This window comes from Streptomyces sp. AC602_WCS936, from assembly GCF_019049125.1.
Lineage (GTDB): Bacteria > Actinomycetota > Actinomycetes > Streptomycetales > Streptomycetaceae > Streptomyces.
Genome location: NZ_JAGMUF010000066.1, coordinates 386,837 through 403,956, shown reverse-complemented (window position 1 = coordinate 403,956; position 17,120 = coordinate 386,837). Strand labels below are relative to the sequence as shown.

Below are 17,120 nucleotides of genomic sequence, written 5' to 3'. Positions count from 1 at the left end.
CCCCGAGTGGTCAGCGACGGGGGCGGGCATGTCCGCGGTCCTCGTACTCGCCCTCGTCGTCTTCGTCTTCGTCTTCATCGTCGTCGTACTCGTCGTCACGAGCGTCGTCGTCCTCGTCTTCCTCCTCCTCGTCGTCCTCGTACTCCTCCTCCAGCGCCTCCTCGTGGCTCCGGACGACCTCCCCGTCGCGGATCTCGCCGCGCCAGCCCTCGATCTCCTCGTCGTCGCCCATCAGGGTCACGTGCCGGGCGAAGTGCTTGAGGTCCAGTCGCAGCCGGCGTCCCTGGGCGCGCCAGAGGTTGCCGGTCTTCTCGAAGAAGCCCGCCGGGTAGTACTCGACGACCACGACGACCCGGGTCAGCCGGGGCGCCAGTTCGTGGAAGGTGACCACCCCGTTGGTACTGCCCTTGGCACCCTCGGAGGTCCAGACGATCCGCTGGTCGGGGGTCTGTTCCTGGACGGTCGCCTTCCAACTGCGGGTCGAAAAAGCGATCTTGGCGGTCCAGTCCGAGGTCACCTCGTCGTGGGGGCTGACACTCTGGACGCCCTTGGTGAAACCGCTGAAGTCCTGGAGCTGCGTCCACTGGTCGTAGACGGTGCGCAGGGGGACGCCGATGTCGACGCTCTCCATGATGTGCGTCGCCTTGACGCTGCCACCGCCGGCACCGCTGCTCCCGGAGCCGCCTCCGCCGCCGGAACCACCGCCGTCGGCGGAGGCGGTGAGGCGCTCGGTCAGTCCGCCGATCCGTTCCCCCGCCTTGCCGACGAGGCTGTGCCCCGTGGCGGAGAGGTAGCCGCCGAGCGCGTCCTTGAGGTCGCCGAGGGGGGACGGCCCGCCGTCGCCCTGCCGGTCGGGGCTCATCCGCGCTCACCTCCGCGCCACCCCGGGCTCGCGGTCCGCTTCGCCGGCGCGGTTTTCTTGGCGGCCTTCTTCGCGGTCTTCGCGGGAGGCGCGGTCTTGCGCGGAGGCGCCTTCTTGGCAGCCTTCCGGGGCGGCGCGGCCCGCCGGGCCTCCTCCCGGTCCTCCTCGTCGAAGTAGGCGTCCTCGTCCGGACCACCCTCGTCCGTGTGGTCCTCGTAGTCCGCGTCGTAGCCGTCGTCCCTCCGGCCCGCGCCCGTGAGTGCGTCGGTGCGGTCGCGGAGGTTGTCCGCGAGGCCGGTGAGGGTACGGTTCGCCGCGGCGGTGGCGGCCGTGCGCCCGGCGGTGAGCAGCTCGCCGCGCAGCTGGTCCGTCAGTTCTTGGATCTGTGGGTTCCGCTGGAGCCCGGACATGCTTTGGGAAAGGACCTGCCCGGGGGAGAGGCCGATACGCCGGCCCATGAGGTAGGAACCGACCGCCAAGGCGAGTTTGGCCTTCTTCGTGCGGCCCATGAGATATCCGCCGGCCACGGCCGCCGCCAGGGCCGCCTTGCTGTCGTTCATACGTGCCTTCTCTGCGCTCGATGCGTGGTGGTGGTGCGGCCGCCCGGCCGGGCCGGGCGTTCGAGGAGGGTGAGCAGACGCTCCTCCTCCCGCTCGAACGCCGCCTCGTCCAAGGCGCCCTCGTCCAAGGCCCGGTTGAGGGCGGCCAGCCGCGCCTGGACGACGCGCGGGTCGTGGGCCTGGCGCCGGGCCTCCTGGAGCAGGTGGTCGGCGATCCACGCCGTGCCGCGCACCGGGGCGAGAGGCAGCAGCAGGAGGCCGCTCACGATGCCCACGGCATCACCGCCCGGCCTCTGCGGGACCCGGGTCGACGAAGCTGTAGCACGGCAGGGGCCCGGTCAGACTGAGCGCCAGCCGGTCACCGTGGCCGCGCGCCAGGGTGTCCACTTCCTGACGGAAGCGTTGCTCGTCGGCCGAGCGCAGCAGGAACGAGACGCTGAGCACCTGCTCGTCATCGGTACGGCCCTGTACGGAGCGCACCGCGAGCGGGGTCAGGCGGTCGAACACCTCCCGTGCCGCCCGTCGTGCCTCGCGGCGGACACTCCGGGCGATCGCCTCGCCCAGCCGGACGTTGGCCTCGTAGTCCGGACGGCGCCGGGTGCGCAGGGCCAGGGACCGCAGTCCCTCGTCCCGGCGGACCAGCTCGGCGAAGTGACCGGGTACGACCGTCCCCTTGACGTTGAGTTCCACGCACCCGCGCACCTCGTCGAGCTGCCGCGACAGGTGGGCGGCGTCCGCCCGCAGCTGGGAGAGCAGCGCGTCGGGCCGGGGACTGAGGACGGCGAAGCGCATGGGCAGCAGCGGCCCTTGGGCGGCCAGTTCGTCGAGTACGGCCTGGTGCGCCAGCAGATCCCGGCGCCGGGGCCGCAGCCGTACGGGCGCCGGCGACACCGCGGCGCACAGGCCCGAGCCGGTCAGCAGCCGCACCGGGGCGCCGTCGACGCCCGGGGAACGGGGAACCCGGACCCCGGCGGGGGTGATGCCGTAGACGTACAGGGCCTTGCGGACGGTGGCGGTCGTGGTGGCGGTACCGGTGGTGGTCGCGGTTCCCGTGGTGGTCGCGGTACCGGTGGTGGTCGCGGTACTGGTGGTGGCTGGCGCGGTCATTCGTCCTCCGTCTCCGTGCGCCGGCGGCGGCTGCGCGGGCGGTCGTCCTCGTCGCGGGGGCGTGCGGCCGGCCGGCGGCGAGGCCGCTCGGGACTGCTCCGGCCGCGCTCCGCGGGCTCCCGTTCCGGAGCGCGGGAGCGGGTGTCCTCCTCCTCTGCCGCCTCCTCCTCGGGCGTGAGGATGTCGCGCACCTTGTCGGTCAGGGAGCGGGCCGTCCGCTTGGCGCCGGCCCGGCCTATCGTCTTGGCGACCGGGGAGCCGAACATCTCGGGCACGGTCTTGGAGCGCACGTCGTGCTCCAGGTCCAGCCGGTTGCAGGCCTCGGCGAACCGCAGGTACGTGTCGACGCTCGCGACGACGATGCGGGCGTCCACCTTGAGGATCTCGATGCCGACCAGTGAGACGCGCACGAAGACGTCGATCACCATGCCGCGGTCGAGGATCAGTTCCAGGACGTCGTAGAGGGTGCCGGCGCGGGGCGCGCAGACGACTTCGTCGTCGTAGGTGATCATGCGGTGGTCCTTCCGGGTGCGGGCCTCACGGCGGTCACTGGTCCTGGGCACCGCGCCGGTAGCGGGCGACCCTGCGGTACTGGAGCAGGTCGCCGGCCGGGTCCAGCTCGACCTCGTAGGTGGCGAGGAGGCTGGTGGTGTCGGGGATGCGTGCCACCTCCAGCACGTCCACGTTGACGATCCAGCCGTCGTCCTCGCTCCGGCACACCGCCGAGACTCCCTCGACGCGGTGCCTGATCAGCTCGGCCAGGGCGTCCGCGGCGCGTCCGGCGGCGTCCCGGGCGCCCCGCACGGAACGCTCGCGCGTGGTCGTGGAAGTCGTGCCGCGCCGCCGCTCGCCAGGTTCTGTCATGCTGCCCACTCTGGCCGCGGGCCACGGCCGGCGCGTGCGCAGTTACCCCATTCGGGGCTGCGCGGGGACCGGGCGCGGCGTGACGCCCGTGGTGCTCAGGCGCCCGGCGCGGGGGCGGGCGCGCGCCGGCAGTGCAGGAAGAGGTGGGGTTCCGGCCGGGCCTCGGGGTGGGCCGGGGTGAACATCGACGCCTCCTGCGCCAGCACCTCCAGGCCGGCCTCCTCGGCCACGGCGGTCAGCGCCTGCGCGGTGAAGCTGGTCACCCGCACCGGCTGGCCCATGAAGGTGGCGTCGACCCCCTCGACGTCCAGCGGCACCGTGGCCAGGACCAGGTGACCCCCCGGCTTCAGCGCCCGCACCAGGCGCCGGACGAGGTCCGTCTGCTCCCGCCGGTCGAGCTGGAGCAGCGAGAAGTACACGCAGACCGCGTCGAACGAGGCATCCGGGAGCCGTACTTCACGGATGTCCGCGCACTGGAAGGCGGCGGCCGGCACCTGACGCCTCGCCAGTTCCACCATGACCGGGGAGACGTCGACGCCCAGGACGTCGTGGCCGGCGCCGGCCAGGAATTCGGCGGTGGGCCGGCCCGTGCCGCTGCCCACGTCCAGCACCCGGCTGCCCGGCGCGAGGCGTCCGAGCAGCCACTCCAGGGAGCGCCGGTGCGTCTTCGACCCGGCGAAGGCCTTCTCGTAGTCGGCGCCCAGCGCGTCGAACGTGGCGGCGGCCTGCGGCCGTTGCTGCTCGTCGGTCACGACGTTCCCTTCGGTGGGGCGGGCCGGTGCCGCAGGCATCGTTCCACCGGCGGACGGCCGCCGACAAGGGTCCCTACGGGTGACCGGCCACGCCGCCCCGCCCATACCGTCCGTCGTCGCCCCGCCCTTACCGGCCGTCGTCGTCCGGTGCCGTCCCCGGCTCCGCCATCCTCCGGTGCACGGCCGCCTTGACGCGGTCCGGCAGCACCTTGTCCGCCACGCCCTGCGCCTTGGTCTTCGCCGAGCCGGTGACCAGTTTCCCCCGGCCCTTCATGACGGCGTCGTACGCCTGCCGCGCGACCTGCGCCGGGTCGTCCTTGTCCATGGTGCCGACCTTGGTGTCCTCCATGCCGGCCCGCCGGAAGAAGTCGGTCTCCGTGGGTCCGGGCATGAAGGAGGTGACCGTGACGCCGGTGTCCGCGACCTCTTCCTGCAATGCCTGGGCGAAGGACTGCACGAACGACTTGGACGCGTTGTACACCGACTGGAAGGAACCCGGCATCGTCGCGGCGACGGACGACGTGAACATCAGCCGTCCCACGCCGCGCTCCACCATGTCCCGCAGCAGCGGCTTGGCGAGCCGCACGGTCGACGTGACGTTGAGGTCGATGACGGACTGGTCGTCGGCGGGATCGGTGTCGACGAACGCGCCGCCCCGCCCCACCCCCGCGTTGAGGGCGGCCACGTCCACCGTGAGGCCGGTCAGCGCGGCGACCAGCCGGTCGACGCCCTCCCCGGTCCGCAGGTCCGCACGCACGGCCCGCACCTCGGCGCCGGTCTCGCGCAGCCGCTGGGCGGCGTGTTCCAGCCGGTCGTCCTCGGCGTTGACCACGAGATCGTGACCGTGCTCGGCGAACAGCCTGGCCAGTTCGTACCCGATGCCGCTGGACGCCCCGGTCACCAGGGCGAGCGGCCTGCCGCCCGCCATGCTTCCCCCGTTCACCGCAGGGCCTGGTAGACCGTGGCCGTGGTGAAGCCGTACACGAGGTGCGGCACGAGGTCCGACACCCACGAGACCCGGTCCCACGACGTCGGATCGGTCACCCCGAGCACCGACGCCGGCACGTCGCTGCCCGCCATGGCGGCCGCGCCGAGCAGCGGGCCGGCCACCCAGTCCGGCAGCGGGCCGCTCCCGCGCCGCAGCAGCCCGTAGGCCGCGCCGACGCCGAGACCGGTGACGTACCCGAGCAGGGCCCCGACGGCCTGCTCGCGGTTGGTCCTGGTCTGCTCGTCGCCCAGGTCGACGCCGGCCCGGTCGACGAGCAGGTCCGCCACCTGCGCGGGCACGTCGCTGGACCCCCGGCCGCGCAGCAGCATGTCGCCGTACGTGGTGAGGTTCAGCGCGACGGTCCCGGCCGCTCCGGCGACGAGGCCTTTGGTCACTGACATGCGTGGGCTCCCTCGGCGTGGGCGCTGGCGCGCGCGGACGGTTGCTGCGCCGCCCGGGTTCCCCGAACCCAGGCGCCTAACAGAGCCGACCGCGCCCCGCCGTACCCCGGTCGTGCGGTCACTCAGGGCGGGGCAGGGCTCCCTCCAGAGCCAGGTCCACCAGCCCGCGCACGAGCGCCTCGTCCAGTGGCGCCCCGCTCAGCAGCACCCGGACGAACAGCGGACCGCTGACGGCCTCGACCAGCAGACCGGCGTCGGTGTCCGGGACCAGTTCGCCCCGCTCGACGCCCCGACGGACCATCACCACCGCGCGGTCCAGACGCTCGCCCCAGTAGAGGCCGCGGCGGTCCTCGAGGGTGTCGTCCTGCTCGACGCTCAGCCGCAGCAGCGCCCGGCCCTGCGCGGTGCCGAGCAGCCGGGCCAGCGAGGAGAAGAAGGCCAGCAGGTCGTCCCGGACGCGCCCGGTGTCCGGGACCGGCAGGGCGGAGTCCAGCTCCGTGGTCAGCGCGTCCAGGATCAGGTTCTCCCGCGTGCCCCAGCGGCGGTAGACGGAGGTCTCGTGCACCCCCGCCGCCCGGGCGACGGCGCCGACGGTCGCGCCCGCCAGCCCCTGCGTGGACAGCAGGTCCACGGCGGCGGTGAGCACCGCCCGCCGCATCCGCTCCCCACGGCGGCGCAGGGGAGGGACGGCGGGTTCGGGAGACATCATGCGGCCAGCTTAAAGCAGCCCGACCTGCGTTGAGCGGCTGAAGCAAGTCGGCTTGCGCTGGGTGTACGGTTAACGCAAGTCGACCTGCGATAGACCGCCCGGGGGACTCCGACGGACCGCCGGGGAGCCGTCCGGGGTCGCCACCGCACCGAGGAGGTCCCGTCATGGCGCAGATGCTCGCCGCCCGCCTGCACGTCCCGAGCCGCACCCTGCGGCTGGAGGAGGTGCCCCGCCCGCAGCCCGGCCCCGGGGAGGTGCTGGTCAAGGTCGAGGCGGCCGGGGTGTGCCTGTCCGACGTGCACCTGATCGACGGCACGCTCACCCCGCTGCTCCTCCAGGGCGACACGGTCACCCTCGGCCACGAGGTCTCCGGCACCGTCGCCGAGGTCGGCGCGGACGTCACCGCCTGGTCGCCGGGACAGCGGGTGGTGCTGCACGCCGGTGAGGTGCGCGACGGCGTCACGTACACCCGCGGCGTCGACTACGACGGCGGCTGGGCCGAGTACGCCCTGTCGGCCGAGACCGCCCTGACCTCGCTGCCCGACGCCATCCCCTTCGAGCAGGGCGCCATCATCCCCGACGCCGTGTCCACGCCCTGGGGTGCGATCACCGAGACCGGCGCCGTCCGTCCCGCCGAGGCGGTCGGCGTGTGGGGCGCCGGCGGCCTCGGGGTGCACGCCGTGCAGCTCCTGCGCGCCGCGGGCGCCTGCCCGGTCGTCGCCGTCGACCCCAACCCCGTCGCCCGTGAACGCGCCCTCGCGTCCGGTGCCGACCTCGCCCTGGACTCCGCCGACCCGGAGCTGCGCCAGGCCGTGCGCGCGGTGACCGGCGGGGCCGGGCTCGCCGCCGCCTTCGACTTCGCCGGCGTGCCGCCCGTACGCGAGCAGGCGCTGTCCGTGCTCGCGCCCAAGGGACGGCTCGTCCTGGTGGGGCTGACCGACAAGCCGCTCACCGTCACGGACGGGACCCGCTTCAGCTACCTCCAGCAGCGCATCCTCGGGCACTACGGCTCCGACATGCCGGTCGCGCTGCCGCAGCTCCTGCGCCTGATCCAGGGCGGCCGGCTGGACTTCTCCGGGTCCATCAGCGGCGTACTGCCGCTCGCCGAGGCCGCCGAGGCCGTCGCACGACTGGAAAAGAAGGAGGGCGACCCGATCCGGCTGATCCTGCGTCCGTGAGGTGAGGGATCGCGTCCGTGAGGTGAGGGATCGCTGAGAATCCCCGGGACGGCTGAACGCTCCGGCCCCCGGCTCCGTATGGAACCGGGGGCATTTCATGTCCGAGTCCGCCACGACACAGGAGCACGTCTTGGGACACAACAGGCGCAGACGCCCGACCGGGGCGCGGCGCGCGACCTTCGGAGCACTCGCGCTCATTCTGGGAGGCGGCGGCCTGGTGGCCGTCAACGTGTTCGCCTCCGCGACCGAGGCCGGCAACACCGCCGTTCCCCTGGGCAGTTCCGGAGTGGCGGCCACCATCGACTGCCCCGACCTCAGCGAACGGCTGACGGCGGTCCCGGAGCCGGCGCGGCCGGAGGTCGACACCGAACTCGCCCGGCTCGACCAGCAGATCGCCACCGCCTACGGGCAACTCCAGGAAGCGGCCCGCACCGCCGACGACGGCAAGCTCGACGAGGCCGCCGTCCTCGACCCGCTGAAGAAGGAACGGGCCGCGACGATCGAGCGCATCGTCGCCGCCGTCGACAAGGCCGGTGACCGCCCCCAGGGACTGGACACCCAGGCGGAGTGCACCCTGCGCCGCATCGAGGTGGCGCCGACGGACGCGCAGAGCGGCGGCCCGGACCAGGGACGACAGCAGGACGGCGAGGGCGAGGAAGAAGGCAGCGGCGGGGACGGGCAGGACGGCGGCGGGCAGCAGCCGCCCGGCAACGGCGGACAGGCGGGCAACGGTCCCGTCGCGGCGGACTACGTCGACATCAAGTCCGTCCGGCCGAACGTCGTCGAGGCGCCGCGGCTGCGCGACGCCTCCAACGGCTCCTTCGCCACCAGTTGCGGTGTGAACGCCGAGGGCCTGTTCAACTCGGACAACCTGATCGCCGCCCCCGGCGTCAGCAACGGCGCGCACCACTTCCACGACTACGTCGGCAACCAGGACAACGACGCCTTCTCCAGCGACGAGGACCTGGCCGCCGCCGACACCAGCTGCGCCGACCAGGGCGACAAGTCCTCGTACTACTGGCCCGTGCTCCGCCTCCAGAACGGCACCGTCGAACAGGACGCCCAGTCGCCCGGCGGCGGCATCGAGGGCAACGCCGGTGAGATCGTCACGCCGGCCGCGGTCACGCTGACCTTCGAGGGCAACGAGCGGGGCAAGGTCACGGAGATGCCGCGGCTGCTGCGCATCATCACCGGTGACGCGAAGGCGTTCGTCAACGGCAATACGAACGCCAACGCCTCCTGGAGCTGCACCGGCTTCGAGGACCGGCAGCTGAAGGACAAGTACCCGCTCTGCCCCTCGGGCAGCGACGTGGTGCGCACCTTCACCTTCCAGAGCTGCTGGGACGGCCGCAACATCGACAGCGCCAACCACCGCACCCACGTCGCCTTCGCCGCCGCGGACGGGAGCTGCCCGGACGGGTTCCGGCCCATTCCCCGCCTGGTGCAGCGGATCGTGTACGACGTGGACGCGCCCAGCCTTCAGGACGGGGGGAAGACGGTTCCGCTGTTCGCCGTGGACTCGTTCCCCGAGCAGCTGCACAAGCCGGTGACGGACCACAGCGACTTCATCAACGTCTTCGACGAGGACCTGATGCGGGAGATGGTCGACTGCATCAACACCGGCCGCGATTGCGGTGCGGGCGCGCCCCCGGACCCGGGTCAGGGCGGGGACCAGGGCGAGGACCCGCAGGAGCAGCCGACCGACAACCCTGGCGGGAACGCCGGTGAGGACCCCGGTGCGAATCCCACCGAGCACCCGCAGGAGCAGCCCGCCGAGGACCCCGGCGCCTCCGAGCCCCCGGCCGAGCAGACCGCCACGGCTTCGGCGCCCGCGGACTCGGGCCAGGGCGAGCACGACGACGGCCGGAGCGACGGCCAGAGCGGCGACGACCGGCCCGCCCCTCCGGTGAAGGAGAACGGCGGTCAGGAGAACGGCGGTCAGGAGAACGACGCCCAGGAGAACGGCGCCCAGGAGAACGACGGTCAGGAGAACGACGCCCCGCAGACCGGCGCCACCTCCCCGAGCGCCGAGCCCCGGGCGGCCACGACACCGGCCGGCACCGCGGACGACCGGAAGGACGCCGCAGCCGCGCCCCGGGGGACACAGGGCACGGGCGGCAGTGGTGACGGCGGTGCCGACGTGGCCCCGGGTTCCGCGACCGAGCCCCAGGCGGCCCAGGGCGGACTCGCCGAGACGGGGTCAGGCATGGGTCTGTGGCCCGCGGCCGTCGGAGGCGTCCTCTTCGCCGGGGGTTGCGTGCTGCTGATCCGCTCCCGGAAGCGTGCGCTGTGAAACCCGCGTGACGCCATGACACAGACGCCGGGTGGGTGGGACGCAATCCCGCCCACCCGACGTGCCGACCGAACCGAACCCGCCACCGCCCGACGGGAAGTGGCGCATTTCAACTATTGCCATTCCGTTTCCCCGGGCGCAGCCTGGTCTCCGAACCGCTTTGGGAGCGCTCCCACTGGTTGCTCTCACCTGAACCGCCCACACTGTCCCCCCACGCGAGAGAAGGACGTCATGACTTGTCATGATCACACCAAGCAAGGTCGCGCCGGCAGAGTCCGCCGGGCCGCGACCCTCGCCCTCGGCACCCTGACCGCCGCCCTGCTCGCCCTGATCCCCTGGAGCGGCACCGCCGTCGCCCACGGTTCGGTCGTCGACCCCGCCTCCCGCAACTACGGCTGCTGGCTGCGCTGGGGCGACGACTTCCAGAACCCCGCCATGGCCCAGGAAGACCCCATGTGCTGGCAGGCGTGGCAGGACAACCCCAACGCCATGTGGAACTGGAACGGCCTGTACCGCAACGGCTCCGGCGGCAACTTCGAGGCCGTGGTCCCCGACGGCCAGCTGTGCAGCGGTGGCCGCACCGAGGGCGGGCGCTACAACTCCCTGGACACCGTCGGCGCCTGGAAGACCACGGCGGTCGCCGACGACTTCACCGTCAAGCTGTACGACCAGGCCAGCCACGGCGCCGACTACTTCAAGGTCTACGTCTCCCGGCAGGGCTTCGACCCCACCACGCAGCCTCTCGGCTGGGACGACCTCCAGCTGCTCACCACCACGGGCAGCTACGCCCCCAGCCAGAACTACGAGATCCCGGTGAGCACCTCGGGTCTGAGCGGCCGCCACGTCGTCTACACGATCTGGCAGGCGTCGCACATGGACCAGACGTACTTCCTGTGCAGCGACGTCGACTTCGGCTGATCCACACCATCCCGTCCCCCCACCCCCGCCGGGCGCACCGCGTCCGGCGGGGACACCGGTCGGTGTGACAGTCCCGGCGAAGTACGCCGCGGCCGCCGCGAGCTGCGGTATACGTCCCCTCATGGACCCGATGGACTACTACGACCTCGGCACCCACGGCCGCCCCGTGACGACCTCGTCGCCCGAGGCCCAGCGCTGGTTCGACCGCGGGCTGGTGTGGACGTACGCCTTCCACCACGAGGAGGCCGTCTCCTGTTTCGAGGCCGCCGTCGCGGCCGACCCGGACTGCGCCATGGCCCACTGGGGCATCGCCTACGCCCTCGGCCCGAACTACAACAAGCCGTGGGAGGCCTTCGACGCCGAGGAGCTGACCCGGACCGTCGACCGCACCCACGCCGCCGTCGAACGCGCCCACGAGAAGGCGACCCTGGTCGGCACTCCGGTCGAACGCGCCCTGATCGGCGCCCTGCGCGCCCGTTACCCGCAGGCCCGGGCCGTCGAGGACTGCTCGGTGTGGAACGCGCCGTACGCCGAGAGCATGCGGGCCGTCCACGCACTCGCCCCGGACGATCTGGACGTGGCCACCCTCCACGCCGACGCGCTGATGAACCTGACGCCCTGGCAGCTGTGGGACCAGCGCACCGGACGTCCGGCCGAGGGAGCCCGCACCCTGGACGCGAAGGACGTCCTCGACCGGGCCCTGGCCACCGAGGGCGGGCGCGAGCACCCCGGCGTCCTGCACCTCTACATCCACCTGATGGAGATGTCCGCCACCCCGGAGGCGGCCCTCACCGTCGCCGACCGGCTGCGCGGACTGGTCCCCGACGCCGGACACCTCAACCACATGCCCTCCCACCTGGAGGTGCTGTGCGGCGACTACCGGCGCGTGGTGTCGGACAACGCCGCCGCGATCGCCGCCGACGAGAAGTACCGCGCCCGGGCCGGCGCGATGAACTTCTACACCCTCTACCGCGCGCACAACTACCACTTCAGGATCTACGGCGCGATGTTCCTCGGCCAGTACGAGACCGCTCTGGACACCGCCGCAAGGCTGGAGGCGTCCGTCCCCGAGGAGCTGCTGCGCGTCGAGAGCCCTCCCATGGCCGACTGGCTGGAGGGCTTCCTCGCCATGCGGGTGCACGTCCTGATCCGCTTCGGCCGCTGGGCCGACATCCTCGCGCTGCCGCTGCCCACGGACCCGCGCCTGTACTGCGTGACGACCGCGATGCTCCACTACGCCCGCGGGGTCGCCCTCTCGGCCACCGGCAGGGTCGACGAGGCGGAGGCCGAACGGGTGCGCTTCGGCGAGGCGGCCGCCCGGGTGCCGGACACGCGCACCCTGTTCAACAACACCTGCGCCGACATCCTCGCCGTCGCCGCCGCAATGCTCGACGGCGAGCTGGAGTACCGCAAGGGCGACCACGCCGCCGCCTTCGCCGCCCTGGAGCGGTCGATCGAACTGGATGACAACCTCCCCTACGACGAGCCGTGGGGCTGGATGCAGCCCACCCGGCACGCATACGGAGCGCTGCTCCTGGAACAGGGGCGCGTCGAAGAGGCCGAGGCCGTCTACCGGGCCGACCTCGGCCTGGACGACACGCTTCCCCGCGCCCTGCAGCACCCCGGCAACGTCTGGTCCCTGCACGGACTCCACGAGTGCCTGGAGCGGCTGGGCAAGGAGGGGGAGGCACGGATCGTGGCGCAGCAGCTCGGGCTCGCCACGGCACTGGCGGACGTCCCGGTCGGCGCCTCCTGCTTCTGCCGCCTCGGCCCGGCCCCGGACACCGACGGCACCGGCGACTGCTGCGCCCCGGAGCGCTGACCCGCCCTCCCGAGGGACGGAAACCGGTCGCTGTCCGCATCCCCGAGTCGTTCGCCTCCCGCGCCGCCCAGCGCGGCACGTCCCCGACCGGGCGTGGCCGGCCGTCGCCACCCCCAACGCCCGCGCACGCCGCTTCTGCGCCCGGCAGGGCCGTGCCGACGAGAGGCCCTTCGGCCACCCGGCCGAGGGCCCGGAGGGCCCGTCCCGGTCCCGTGTCACCGGTACGCCAGGCGCCTGGGCGGCTGACGCGTGGCCCCGGCCGGGGCCTGACGCGGACGGGCGGAAGGCGACGGGAGACGGACGAGGGGCGGGGAAAGGGCGGGGGAGAGGAAGCGGTGGCGGGGGGACACCGGAGCCGGTGGGTGCGCCGGCCGGTCTATACGATGTCGCCTCGGACAAGGGACTGCGGCGGAAGGAGGCGGACCGTGACGGATCACCGGCGTCCGCGGCGGCGAGGCCAGGGCGAGCTGGAGGCACTGGTGCTGTCGGCGCTGCGCGAGGCGGACGGCCCGGCGACGGCCGGCTGGGTGCAGGAGCACCTGGGCGGCGACCTCGCCTACACCACGGTGATCACGATCCTCACCCGCCTGCTGGAGAAGGGCGCGGTCGACCGTGAGCGCGTCGGCCGGTCCTTCGCCTGGACGGCCGCCTCGGACCAGGCGGGCCTGGCCGCCCGCAAGATGCGCAAGGTCCTGGACTCCGAGAGCGACCGGTCGGCGGTCCTGGCCAGCTTCGTGACCGGACTCGACGCGGAGGACGAGCGGCTGCTGCGCACGCTGCTGGGACACACACCCGACGCGGGGGACGGCTGACGCCGCATGGGGGTCTTCGTCTTCCTGCCGCTGGTCCTGCCGCTGACGGCGTGGCCGATCGCCCGGCTGGCCGAACAGCACCTGCATCCGCGGACCGCCACCAGGCTGCTCACCGCGGTGGCCGCGGTGATGGCCCTGTGCAGCACGGTGTGCCTGGCCCTGGTGATGGTGGTCGGCACCGCCCAGCTGCCGGGCAACCCGCTGCCCGACGGCTGGTCCGACCCCGAGGTTCGGGCGGCGGTGCCGTACGACGAGGTCGTCGGCAAGGCGGCGATCCCCGCGCTGTGCGCCGTGGTCGCCGCCTCGGCCCGGGCCCTGTGGCGGCATGGCAGGGTGCGCCGCCGCGCCCACCGGGCCCTGGCCGGCCTGCCGGGCACCGGGGTGGCCGTACTGCCGGACGACGTGCCCTACGCCTACGCGCTCCCCGGCGGACGCCGGGACCGGGTGGTGGTGAGCACGGCCCTGCTCGACCGCCTCGAACCGGCCGAGCGCCGCGCACTGTTCGCCCACGAACGGGCCCACCTGGCCGCCCGCCACCACCGCTTCCTGCTCGCCGTCCGGCTCGCCGCACTGGCCAATCCCTTCCTGCGGCCCCTGCGGACCGCCGTGGCCTACACGGCGGAGCGGTGGGCCGACGAGGCGGCCGCGCGGGTGGTCGGCGACCGCCGCGCGGTGGCGACGGCGATCGGCAAGGCGGCCCTCGTCTCCCGGGGCACCCCCGTCGCCACCCTCGCCGGGCTCGCGGCGCCCGGCCCGGTGCCGCGCCGGGTGGCGGCGCTGCTGGGGCCGGCTCCCGCGGTCCGCACCTGGCCCTCGCTGTTCACCTCGGTGGGCCTGGCGGCGTGGGCCGCGGCCGCCGGAACCGCCGTGTCGGCGATGTCGTCGGCGAACGCCGCCGTCACGATGTTCCTGATCCTGCGCGCCGCCACGCCTCTCTGAGCGACTCTCTTTTCTCGGAGAAGACGCAGGTCACAGGCTCAGGCGCAGAACCTTTTCACTCGATCGGGTGAGCGGCCAATCCGCCGCCGGGCCGGCTCCGGATTCCCCGTGTGAGGGAAGAACCGAGGACACACCGACAGCGCACCGACCGACCGTCCTCCCCGCCGTCCATACGCGCGGGGCGGCTCGGCCCTCACACGCCCGCGCCGGAACCCCCGTCGAGCGGGGTCGGCCCCGCGGCGAGCGCGGAACCTCCGAGTGTGCTCGCCGCGACGAGGGACGCCGACGAGGACCGGCGCGGGTCCATCGACTGACGACGGGCGGGGCCGCGCACCCCGCCGACCGACCACTACTTCACCGTACTCCGCACCAACGCGGCCTCCGTGCTGCCCTTTTACCCGGGAGAATCCATGAACGCCCGTATTCGCCGCTCCGCCGTCGCCGTCGCCGCGGCCGCCATCCTGCCCCTGGCCCTGGTCGCCTGCTCCGACGACGGCGACAGCGGCTCGTCGGACTCCGCCCAGGCGGCCTCCTCCGCCCCCGCCGCCACCGACGACCAGTCCGCGGGCGACGGTCAGTCCGCCGGCGGCGACATGGCCGGCACCGACGAGCCGTTCGGCCCGGCCTGCTCCTCGGTGCCGAAGGAGGGCGCCGGTTCCTTCGACGGCATGGCCAAGGACCCGGTGGCCACCGCCGCCTCCAACAACCCGGCCCTGTCCACCCTGGTGACGGCGGTGAAGAAGGCCGGCCTCGTCGACACGCTCAACAACGCCGAGAACATCACGGTGTTCGCCCCGACCAACGACGCCTTCGCCAAGATCCCGAAGGCCGACCTGGACAAGGTGCTGGCCGACAAGGAGATGCTCACCAACATCCTGACCTACCACGTCGTGGGCCAGAAGCTCGCGCCGAAGGATCTGGAGAACGGCTCCTTCGAGACGCTGCAGAAGTCGAAGCTGACCACCTCCGGTTCCGACGAGGCCTACACGGTCAACGACTCCGCGAAGGTCGTCTGCGGCAACGTGAAGACCGCCAACGCGAACGTGTACATCATCGACACCGTCCTCATGCCGAAGAGCTGACGCGCGCGCGGACGGCGCCGGGTGCGGTCGGGCAGACGGCCGCACCCGGCGCCGCGCCGTGCTCGCCGCGGTATCAGTCCATCAGCCCGGCGGCGAGGGCGGCCCCCAGCTCCCAGCAGGCTTCGAGATCGGCCTTGCCGGGCTCACCGGCCACGGTCACCGCCGGCGCCGCGCGCTGCCAGCCGAGCCCCGTGGTGACCGCCTCGACGCCGCGCACCGCGCCGGTGGTGTCGCTGCCGCCGTGCACGTAGTAGCCGAACGGGCGGCCCCGCGTCTCGTCGAGGCAGGGGTAGTAGACCTGGTCGAAGAAGTGCTTCAGCGCCCCCGACATGTAACCCAGGTTGGCCGGTGTGCCCAGCACGTATCCGTCGGCCTCCAGCACGTCGACCGCGGTCGCCGCCAGCGCCGCGCGCCGGACCACCCGTACGCCCTCGATCTCCGGGTCGGTCGCCCCGGACACGACGGATTCCAGCATCGCCTGACAGTTCGGCGACGGCGTGTGGTGCACGATCAGCAAAGTGGTCACAGCCCGAAGCCTGCCGTCCGACGCCCCACGGGGGCAAGGAACGCCACCCCGGTCCGCTGCCCGCTCACCGACGCGGAGCCGTCACAGGACCACGGGATCGACGGTCGTGGTGGCCCGGGCGAAGAGCCCGGAGGGGGCCGTGCCGGGGGCGAGGAGGTGGGCCACCGCCGAGGCCGCCGTGCGGTGCCAGCGGTCGTGGTGGCGGAGCATGGCGTGGTCGCCGCCCGCCACCAGCAGCAGGCCGGCCCGGGCGCCGGCGGCGCGGGCGCGGGAGACGTACGCGGCGGACTCCCCGGGGTCGGTGATCCGGTCGCGGCTCCCGTGCAGGACGAGGACGTGCCGGTCCCGCAACTGCGCGACGGGCTCGCCGGGCGGACACCAGGGAGCGAGGGCCACCACGCCGCGCACCTGAGGGGCGTCCGCGGCCCGCAGGGCGGCCCGGCCGCCCATGGAGTGCCCCAGCAGCACCACCGGCACGTCACCCACCAGTTCACGCAGTTCGGCGAGCGCCCGCACGGTGTCCTTCAGCGGCTCCGCGCCCACGCCGTTCCAGCCGCGCCGGCGGTAGCGCACCTGACCCAGCAGCACGTCGTCCCGGTCGGTCCGTGCCTTGAGGGTGCGCAGGAAAGGGTGCATCCGCAGCGCCGCCAGGTGCCAGGGCCGTGCGGTCCGGCGGCTCTCCGCCCGGCCGCCGTGCAGCACCAGCACGGCCGCGCCCGCCCGCGCCGGCCGGCGGCGTACGACCAGCGCCCTCGTCGACGCCTCGTCCCGCGTGCTCATCCGCTCCCCCTCGTCATTCCCGGTGGTCACCACCGCTCACCGGCGATCACCCCTGATCCGTTGCCGCGCGGCGGGCGGATGGGTGCGTCCCGGTCCGCCGTCAGCCCAGGTCCGCCCACACAGTGTGCCCGCCACCGGCCGGCCGGTCGCCCCAGCGGGAGCACAGTGCGTCGACGAGGAACAGCCCCCTGCCGGACTCCGCCCAGCCGAACGACGGATGCCGCCACCGGGCCCGGACACGGCCGGTGTCGAAGGCGGCACCGGCGTCGGTGACCTCCACGCGCACCGAGGGCAGGCCGTGCGGCGCGCACAGGACGGTCAGTGCCACGCGCACCGGGGGCCTTCCGTGCCGCAGGGCGTTGCTCAGCAGTTCGGTGACGACCAGCTCCGCGTCGGGGCCGAGAGCGCCGGTTCCCCAGCGGTCCAACTGGTCCCGCACGCCGTCGCGCACCAAGCGCGCGCTCTGGGTGTCCCGGCAGCCGGCCAGTTCGCAGGTCGCTTTCATAGTGCTTCATCCCTTTTCATCT

General features: G+C 73.4%; 20 protein-coding genes. 7 read left to right on the top strand and 13 right to left on the bottom strand.

All coding sequences use genetic code 11. The annotated features are described in order from the left end of the window. Nucleotides 1-10: 10 nt before the first annotated feature. From KUM03_RS23655 to KUM03_RS23610, 10 genes are all read right to left on the bottom strand, one after another. Nucleotides 11-862, bottom strand: coding sequence for an SRPBCC family protein (locus tag KUM03_RS23655; protein ID WP_217251292.1), 852 nt, complete (start codon nucleotides 860-862; stop codon nucleotides 11-13). After that, nucleotides 859-1,422 (bottom strand): hypothetical protein, encoded by a 564-nt coding sequence (locus KUM03_RS23650; protein WP_217251291.1) that lies wholly within the window; start codon nucleotides 1,420-1,422, stop codon nucleotides 859-861. Before KUM03_RS23650 ends, KUM03_RS23655 begins: the two co-directional genes overlap by 4 nt. Further along, a complete protein-coding gene (locus KUM03_RS23645) occupies nucleotides 1,419-1,697 on the bottom strand; it encodes a gas vesicle protein GvpG (protein ID WP_217251290.1) in 279 nt (92 codons plus the stop codon). Before KUM03_RS23645 ends, KUM03_RS23650 begins: the two co-directional genes overlap by 4 nt. A gap of 4 nt (nucleotides 1,698-1,701) precedes the next feature. After that, on the bottom strand, nucleotides 1,702-2,529 hold the full coding sequence (locus KUM03_RS23640; RefSeq protein WP_217251289.1) for a GvpL/GvpF family gas vesicle protein: 828 nt from the start codon (nucleotides 2,527-2,529) through the stop codon (nucleotides 1,702-1,704). After that, nucleotides 2,526-3,041: a gas vesicle structural protein GvpA gene (locus KUM03_RS23635; protein ID WP_217251288.1), complete on the bottom strand. Its 516-nt coding sequence runs from the start codon at nucleotides 3,039-3,041 to the stop codon at nucleotides 2,526-2,528. The genes KUM03_RS23640 and KUM03_RS23635 overlap by 4 nt, the downstream gene beginning before the upstream one ends. A 34-nt stretch (nucleotides 3,042-3,075) precedes the next feature. Then, entirely contained in the window at nucleotides 3,076-3,393 is a 318-nt protein-coding gene (locus tag KUM03_RS23630) for a gas vesicle protein (protein WP_217251287.1), read from the bottom strand. 95 nt (nucleotides 3,394-3,488) lie between these two features. Beyond that, nucleotides 3,489-4,184 (bottom strand): bifunctional 2-polyprenyl-6-hydroxyphenol methylase/3-demethylubiquinol 3-O-methyltransferase UbiG, encoded by a 696-nt coding sequence (locus KUM03_RS23625; protein ID WP_254399726.1) that lies wholly within the window; start codon nucleotides 4,182-4,184, stop codon nucleotides 3,489-3,491. A gap of 88 nt (nucleotides 4,185-4,272) precedes the next feature. Beyond that, nucleotides 4,273-5,073, bottom strand: a complete 801-nt coding sequence (locus KUM03_RS23620) for an SDR family oxidoreductase (protein ID WP_217251286.1) — start codon at nucleotides 5,071-5,073, stop codon at nucleotides 4,273-4,275. Nucleotides 5,074-5,084: 11 nt separating this feature from the next. Next, on the bottom strand, nucleotides 5,085-5,534 hold the full coding sequence (locus KUM03_RS23615) for a hypothetical protein (protein ID WP_217251285.1): 450 nt from the start codon (nucleotides 5,532-5,534) through the stop codon (nucleotides 5,085-5,087). Nucleotides 5,535-5,652: 118 nt separating this feature from the next. After that, nucleotides 5,653-6,243: a TetR/AcrR family transcriptional regulator gene (locus KUM03_RS23610; protein WP_217251284.1), complete on the bottom strand. Its 591-nt coding sequence runs from the start codon at nucleotides 6,241-6,243 to the stop codon at nucleotides 5,653-5,655. A gap of 164 nt (nucleotides 6,244-6,407) precedes the next feature. Between KUM03_RS23610 and KUM03_RS23605 the strand changes: the two genes are divergently transcribed. From KUM03_RS23605 to KUM03_RS23575, 7 genes are all read left to right on the top strand, one after another. Then, on the top strand, nucleotides 6,408-7,421 hold the full coding sequence (locus tag KUM03_RS23605; protein WP_217251283.1) for a zinc-binding dehydrogenase: 1,014 nt from the start codon (nucleotides 6,408-6,410) through the stop codon (nucleotides 7,419-7,421). A 217-nt stretch (nucleotides 7,422-7,638) separates the two neighbouring features. Next, nucleotides 7,639-9,714, top strand: coding sequence for a DUF1996 domain-containing protein (locus KUM03_RS23600; RefSeq protein WP_374225377.1), 2,076 nt, complete (start codon nucleotides 7,639-7,641; stop codon nucleotides 9,712-9,714). A 231-nt stretch (nucleotides 9,715-9,945) separates the two neighbouring features. Next, a complete protein-coding gene (locus KUM03_RS23595; RefSeq protein ID WP_217251281.1) occupies nucleotides 9,946-10,632 on the top strand; it encodes a lytic polysaccharide monooxygenase in 687 nt (228 codons plus the stop codon). 130 nt (nucleotides 10,633-10,762) lie between these two features. Beyond that, nucleotides 10,763-12,454 carry a hypothetical protein gene (locus KUM03_RS23590; protein WP_217251435.1) on the top strand — a complete coding sequence of 564 codons (1,692 nt, stop codon included), beginning with the start codon at nucleotides 10,763-10,765 and terminating at the stop codon, nucleotides 12,452-12,454. Nucleotides 12,455-12,837: 383 nt separating this feature from the next. Further along, complete coding sequence (locus KUM03_RS23585) at nucleotides 12,838-13,266, top strand: BlaI/MecI/CopY family transcriptional regulator (RefSeq protein ID WP_254399725.1); 429 nt, start codon at nucleotides 12,838-12,840, stop codon at nucleotides 13,264-13,266. Nucleotides 13,267-13,272: 6 nt separating this feature from the next. Next, on the top strand, nucleotides 13,273-14,205 hold the full coding sequence (locus KUM03_RS23580; protein WP_217251279.1) for a M56 family metallopeptidase: 933 nt from the start codon (nucleotides 13,273-13,275) through the stop codon (nucleotides 14,203-14,205). A gap of 410 nt (nucleotides 14,206-14,615) precedes the next feature. Next, on the top strand, nucleotides 14,616-15,287 hold the full coding sequence (locus KUM03_RS23575; protein ID WP_217251278.1) for a fasciclin domain-containing protein: 672 nt from the start codon (nucleotides 14,616-14,618) through the stop codon (nucleotides 15,285-15,287). 73 nt (nucleotides 15,288-15,360) lie between these two features. On the opposite strand, the gene KUM03_RS23570 is transcribed toward KUM03_RS23575, so the two are convergent. The 3 genes from KUM03_RS23570 to KUM03_RS23560 form a co-directional block, all read right to left on the bottom strand. Further along, complete coding sequence (locus tag KUM03_RS23570; protein WP_217251277.1) at nucleotides 15,361-15,813, bottom strand: NAD(P)H-dependent oxidoreductase; 453 nt, start codon at nucleotides 15,811-15,813, stop codon at nucleotides 15,361-15,363. Nucleotides 15,814-15,894: 81 nt separating this feature from the next. Next, entirely contained in the window at nucleotides 15,895-16,593 is a 699-nt protein-coding gene (locus KUM03_RS23565) for an alpha/beta fold hydrolase (RefSeq protein WP_217251276.1), read from the bottom strand. Nucleotides 16,594-16,693: 100 nt separating this feature from the next. Continuing rightward, entirely contained in the window at nucleotides 16,694-17,098 is a 405-nt protein-coding gene (locus KUM03_RS23560) for an ATP-binding protein (RefSeq protein WP_217251275.1), read from the bottom strand. Between the last annotated feature and the right edge of the window lie 22 nt (nucleotides 17,099-17,120).

Bases quoted from the DNA above. Each gene is read 5' to 3' on its own strand.
- KUM03_RS23655 (WP_217251292.1), bottom strand. From the start codon at position 862: ATGAGCCCCGACCGGCAGGGCGACGGCGGGCCGTCCCCCCTCGGCGAC.
- KUM03_RS23650 (WP_217251291.1), bottom strand. From the start codon at position 1,422: ATGAACGACAGCAAGGCGGCCCTGGCGGCGGCCGTGGCCGGCGGATAT.
- KUM03_RS23640 (WP_217251289.1), bottom strand. From the start codon at position 2,529: ATGACCGCGCCAGCCACCACCAGTACCGCGACCACCACCGGTACCGCG.
- KUM03_RS23635 (WP_217251288.1), bottom strand. From the start codon at position 3,041: ATGATCACCTACGACGACGAAGTCGTCTGCGCGCCCCGCGCCGGCACC.
- KUM03_RS23630 (WP_217251287.1), bottom strand. From the start codon at position 3,393: ATGACAGAACCTGGCGAGCGGCGGCGCGGCACGACTTCCACGACCACG.
- KUM03_RS23625 (WP_254399726.1), bottom strand. From the start codon at position 4,184: ATGCCTGCGGCACCGGCCCGCCCCACCGAAGGGAACGTCGTGACCGAC.
- KUM03_RS23620 (WP_217251286.1), bottom strand. From the start codon at position 5,073: ATGGCGGGCGGCAGGCCGCTCGCCCTGGTGACCGGGGCGTCCAGCGGC.
- KUM03_RS23615 (WP_217251285.1), bottom strand. From the start codon at position 5,534: ATGTCAGTGACCAAAGGCCTCGTCGCCGGAGCGGCCGGGACCGTCGCG.
- KUM03_RS23610 (WP_217251284.1), bottom strand. From the start codon at position 6,243: ATGATGTCTCCCGAACCCGCCGTCCCTCCCCTGCGCCGCCGTGGGGAG.
- KUM03_RS23605 (WP_217251283.1), top strand. From the start codon at position 6,408: ATGGCGCAGATGCTCGCCGCCCGCCTGCACGTCCCGAGCCGCACCCTG.
- KUM03_RS23595 (WP_217251281.1), top strand. From the start codon at position 9,946: ATGACTTGTCATGATCACACCAAGCAAGGTCGCGCCGGCAGAGTCCGC.
- KUM03_RS23590 (WP_217251435.1), top strand. From the start codon at position 10,763: ATGGACTACTACGACCTCGGCACCCACGGCCGCCCCGTGACGACCTCG.
- KUM03_RS23585 (WP_254399725.1), top strand. From the start codon at position 12,838: ATGTCGCCTCGGACAAGGGACTGCGGCGGAAGGAGGCGGACCGTGACG.
- KUM03_RS23580 (WP_217251279.1), top strand. From the start codon at position 13,273: ATGGGGGTCTTCGTCTTCCTGCCGCTGGTCCTGCCGCTGACGGCGTGG.
- KUM03_RS23575 (WP_217251278.1), top strand. From the start codon at position 14,616: ATGAACGCCCGTATTCGCCGCTCCGCCGTCGCCGTCGCCGCGGCCGCC.
- KUM03_RS23565 (WP_217251276.1), bottom strand. From the start codon at position 16,593: ATGAGCACGCGGGACGAGGCGTCGACGAGGGCGCTGGTCGTACGCCGC.
- KUM03_RS23560 (WP_217251275.1), bottom strand. From the start codon at position 17,098: ATGAAAGCGACCTGCGAACTGGCCGGCTGCCGGGACACCCAGAGCGCG.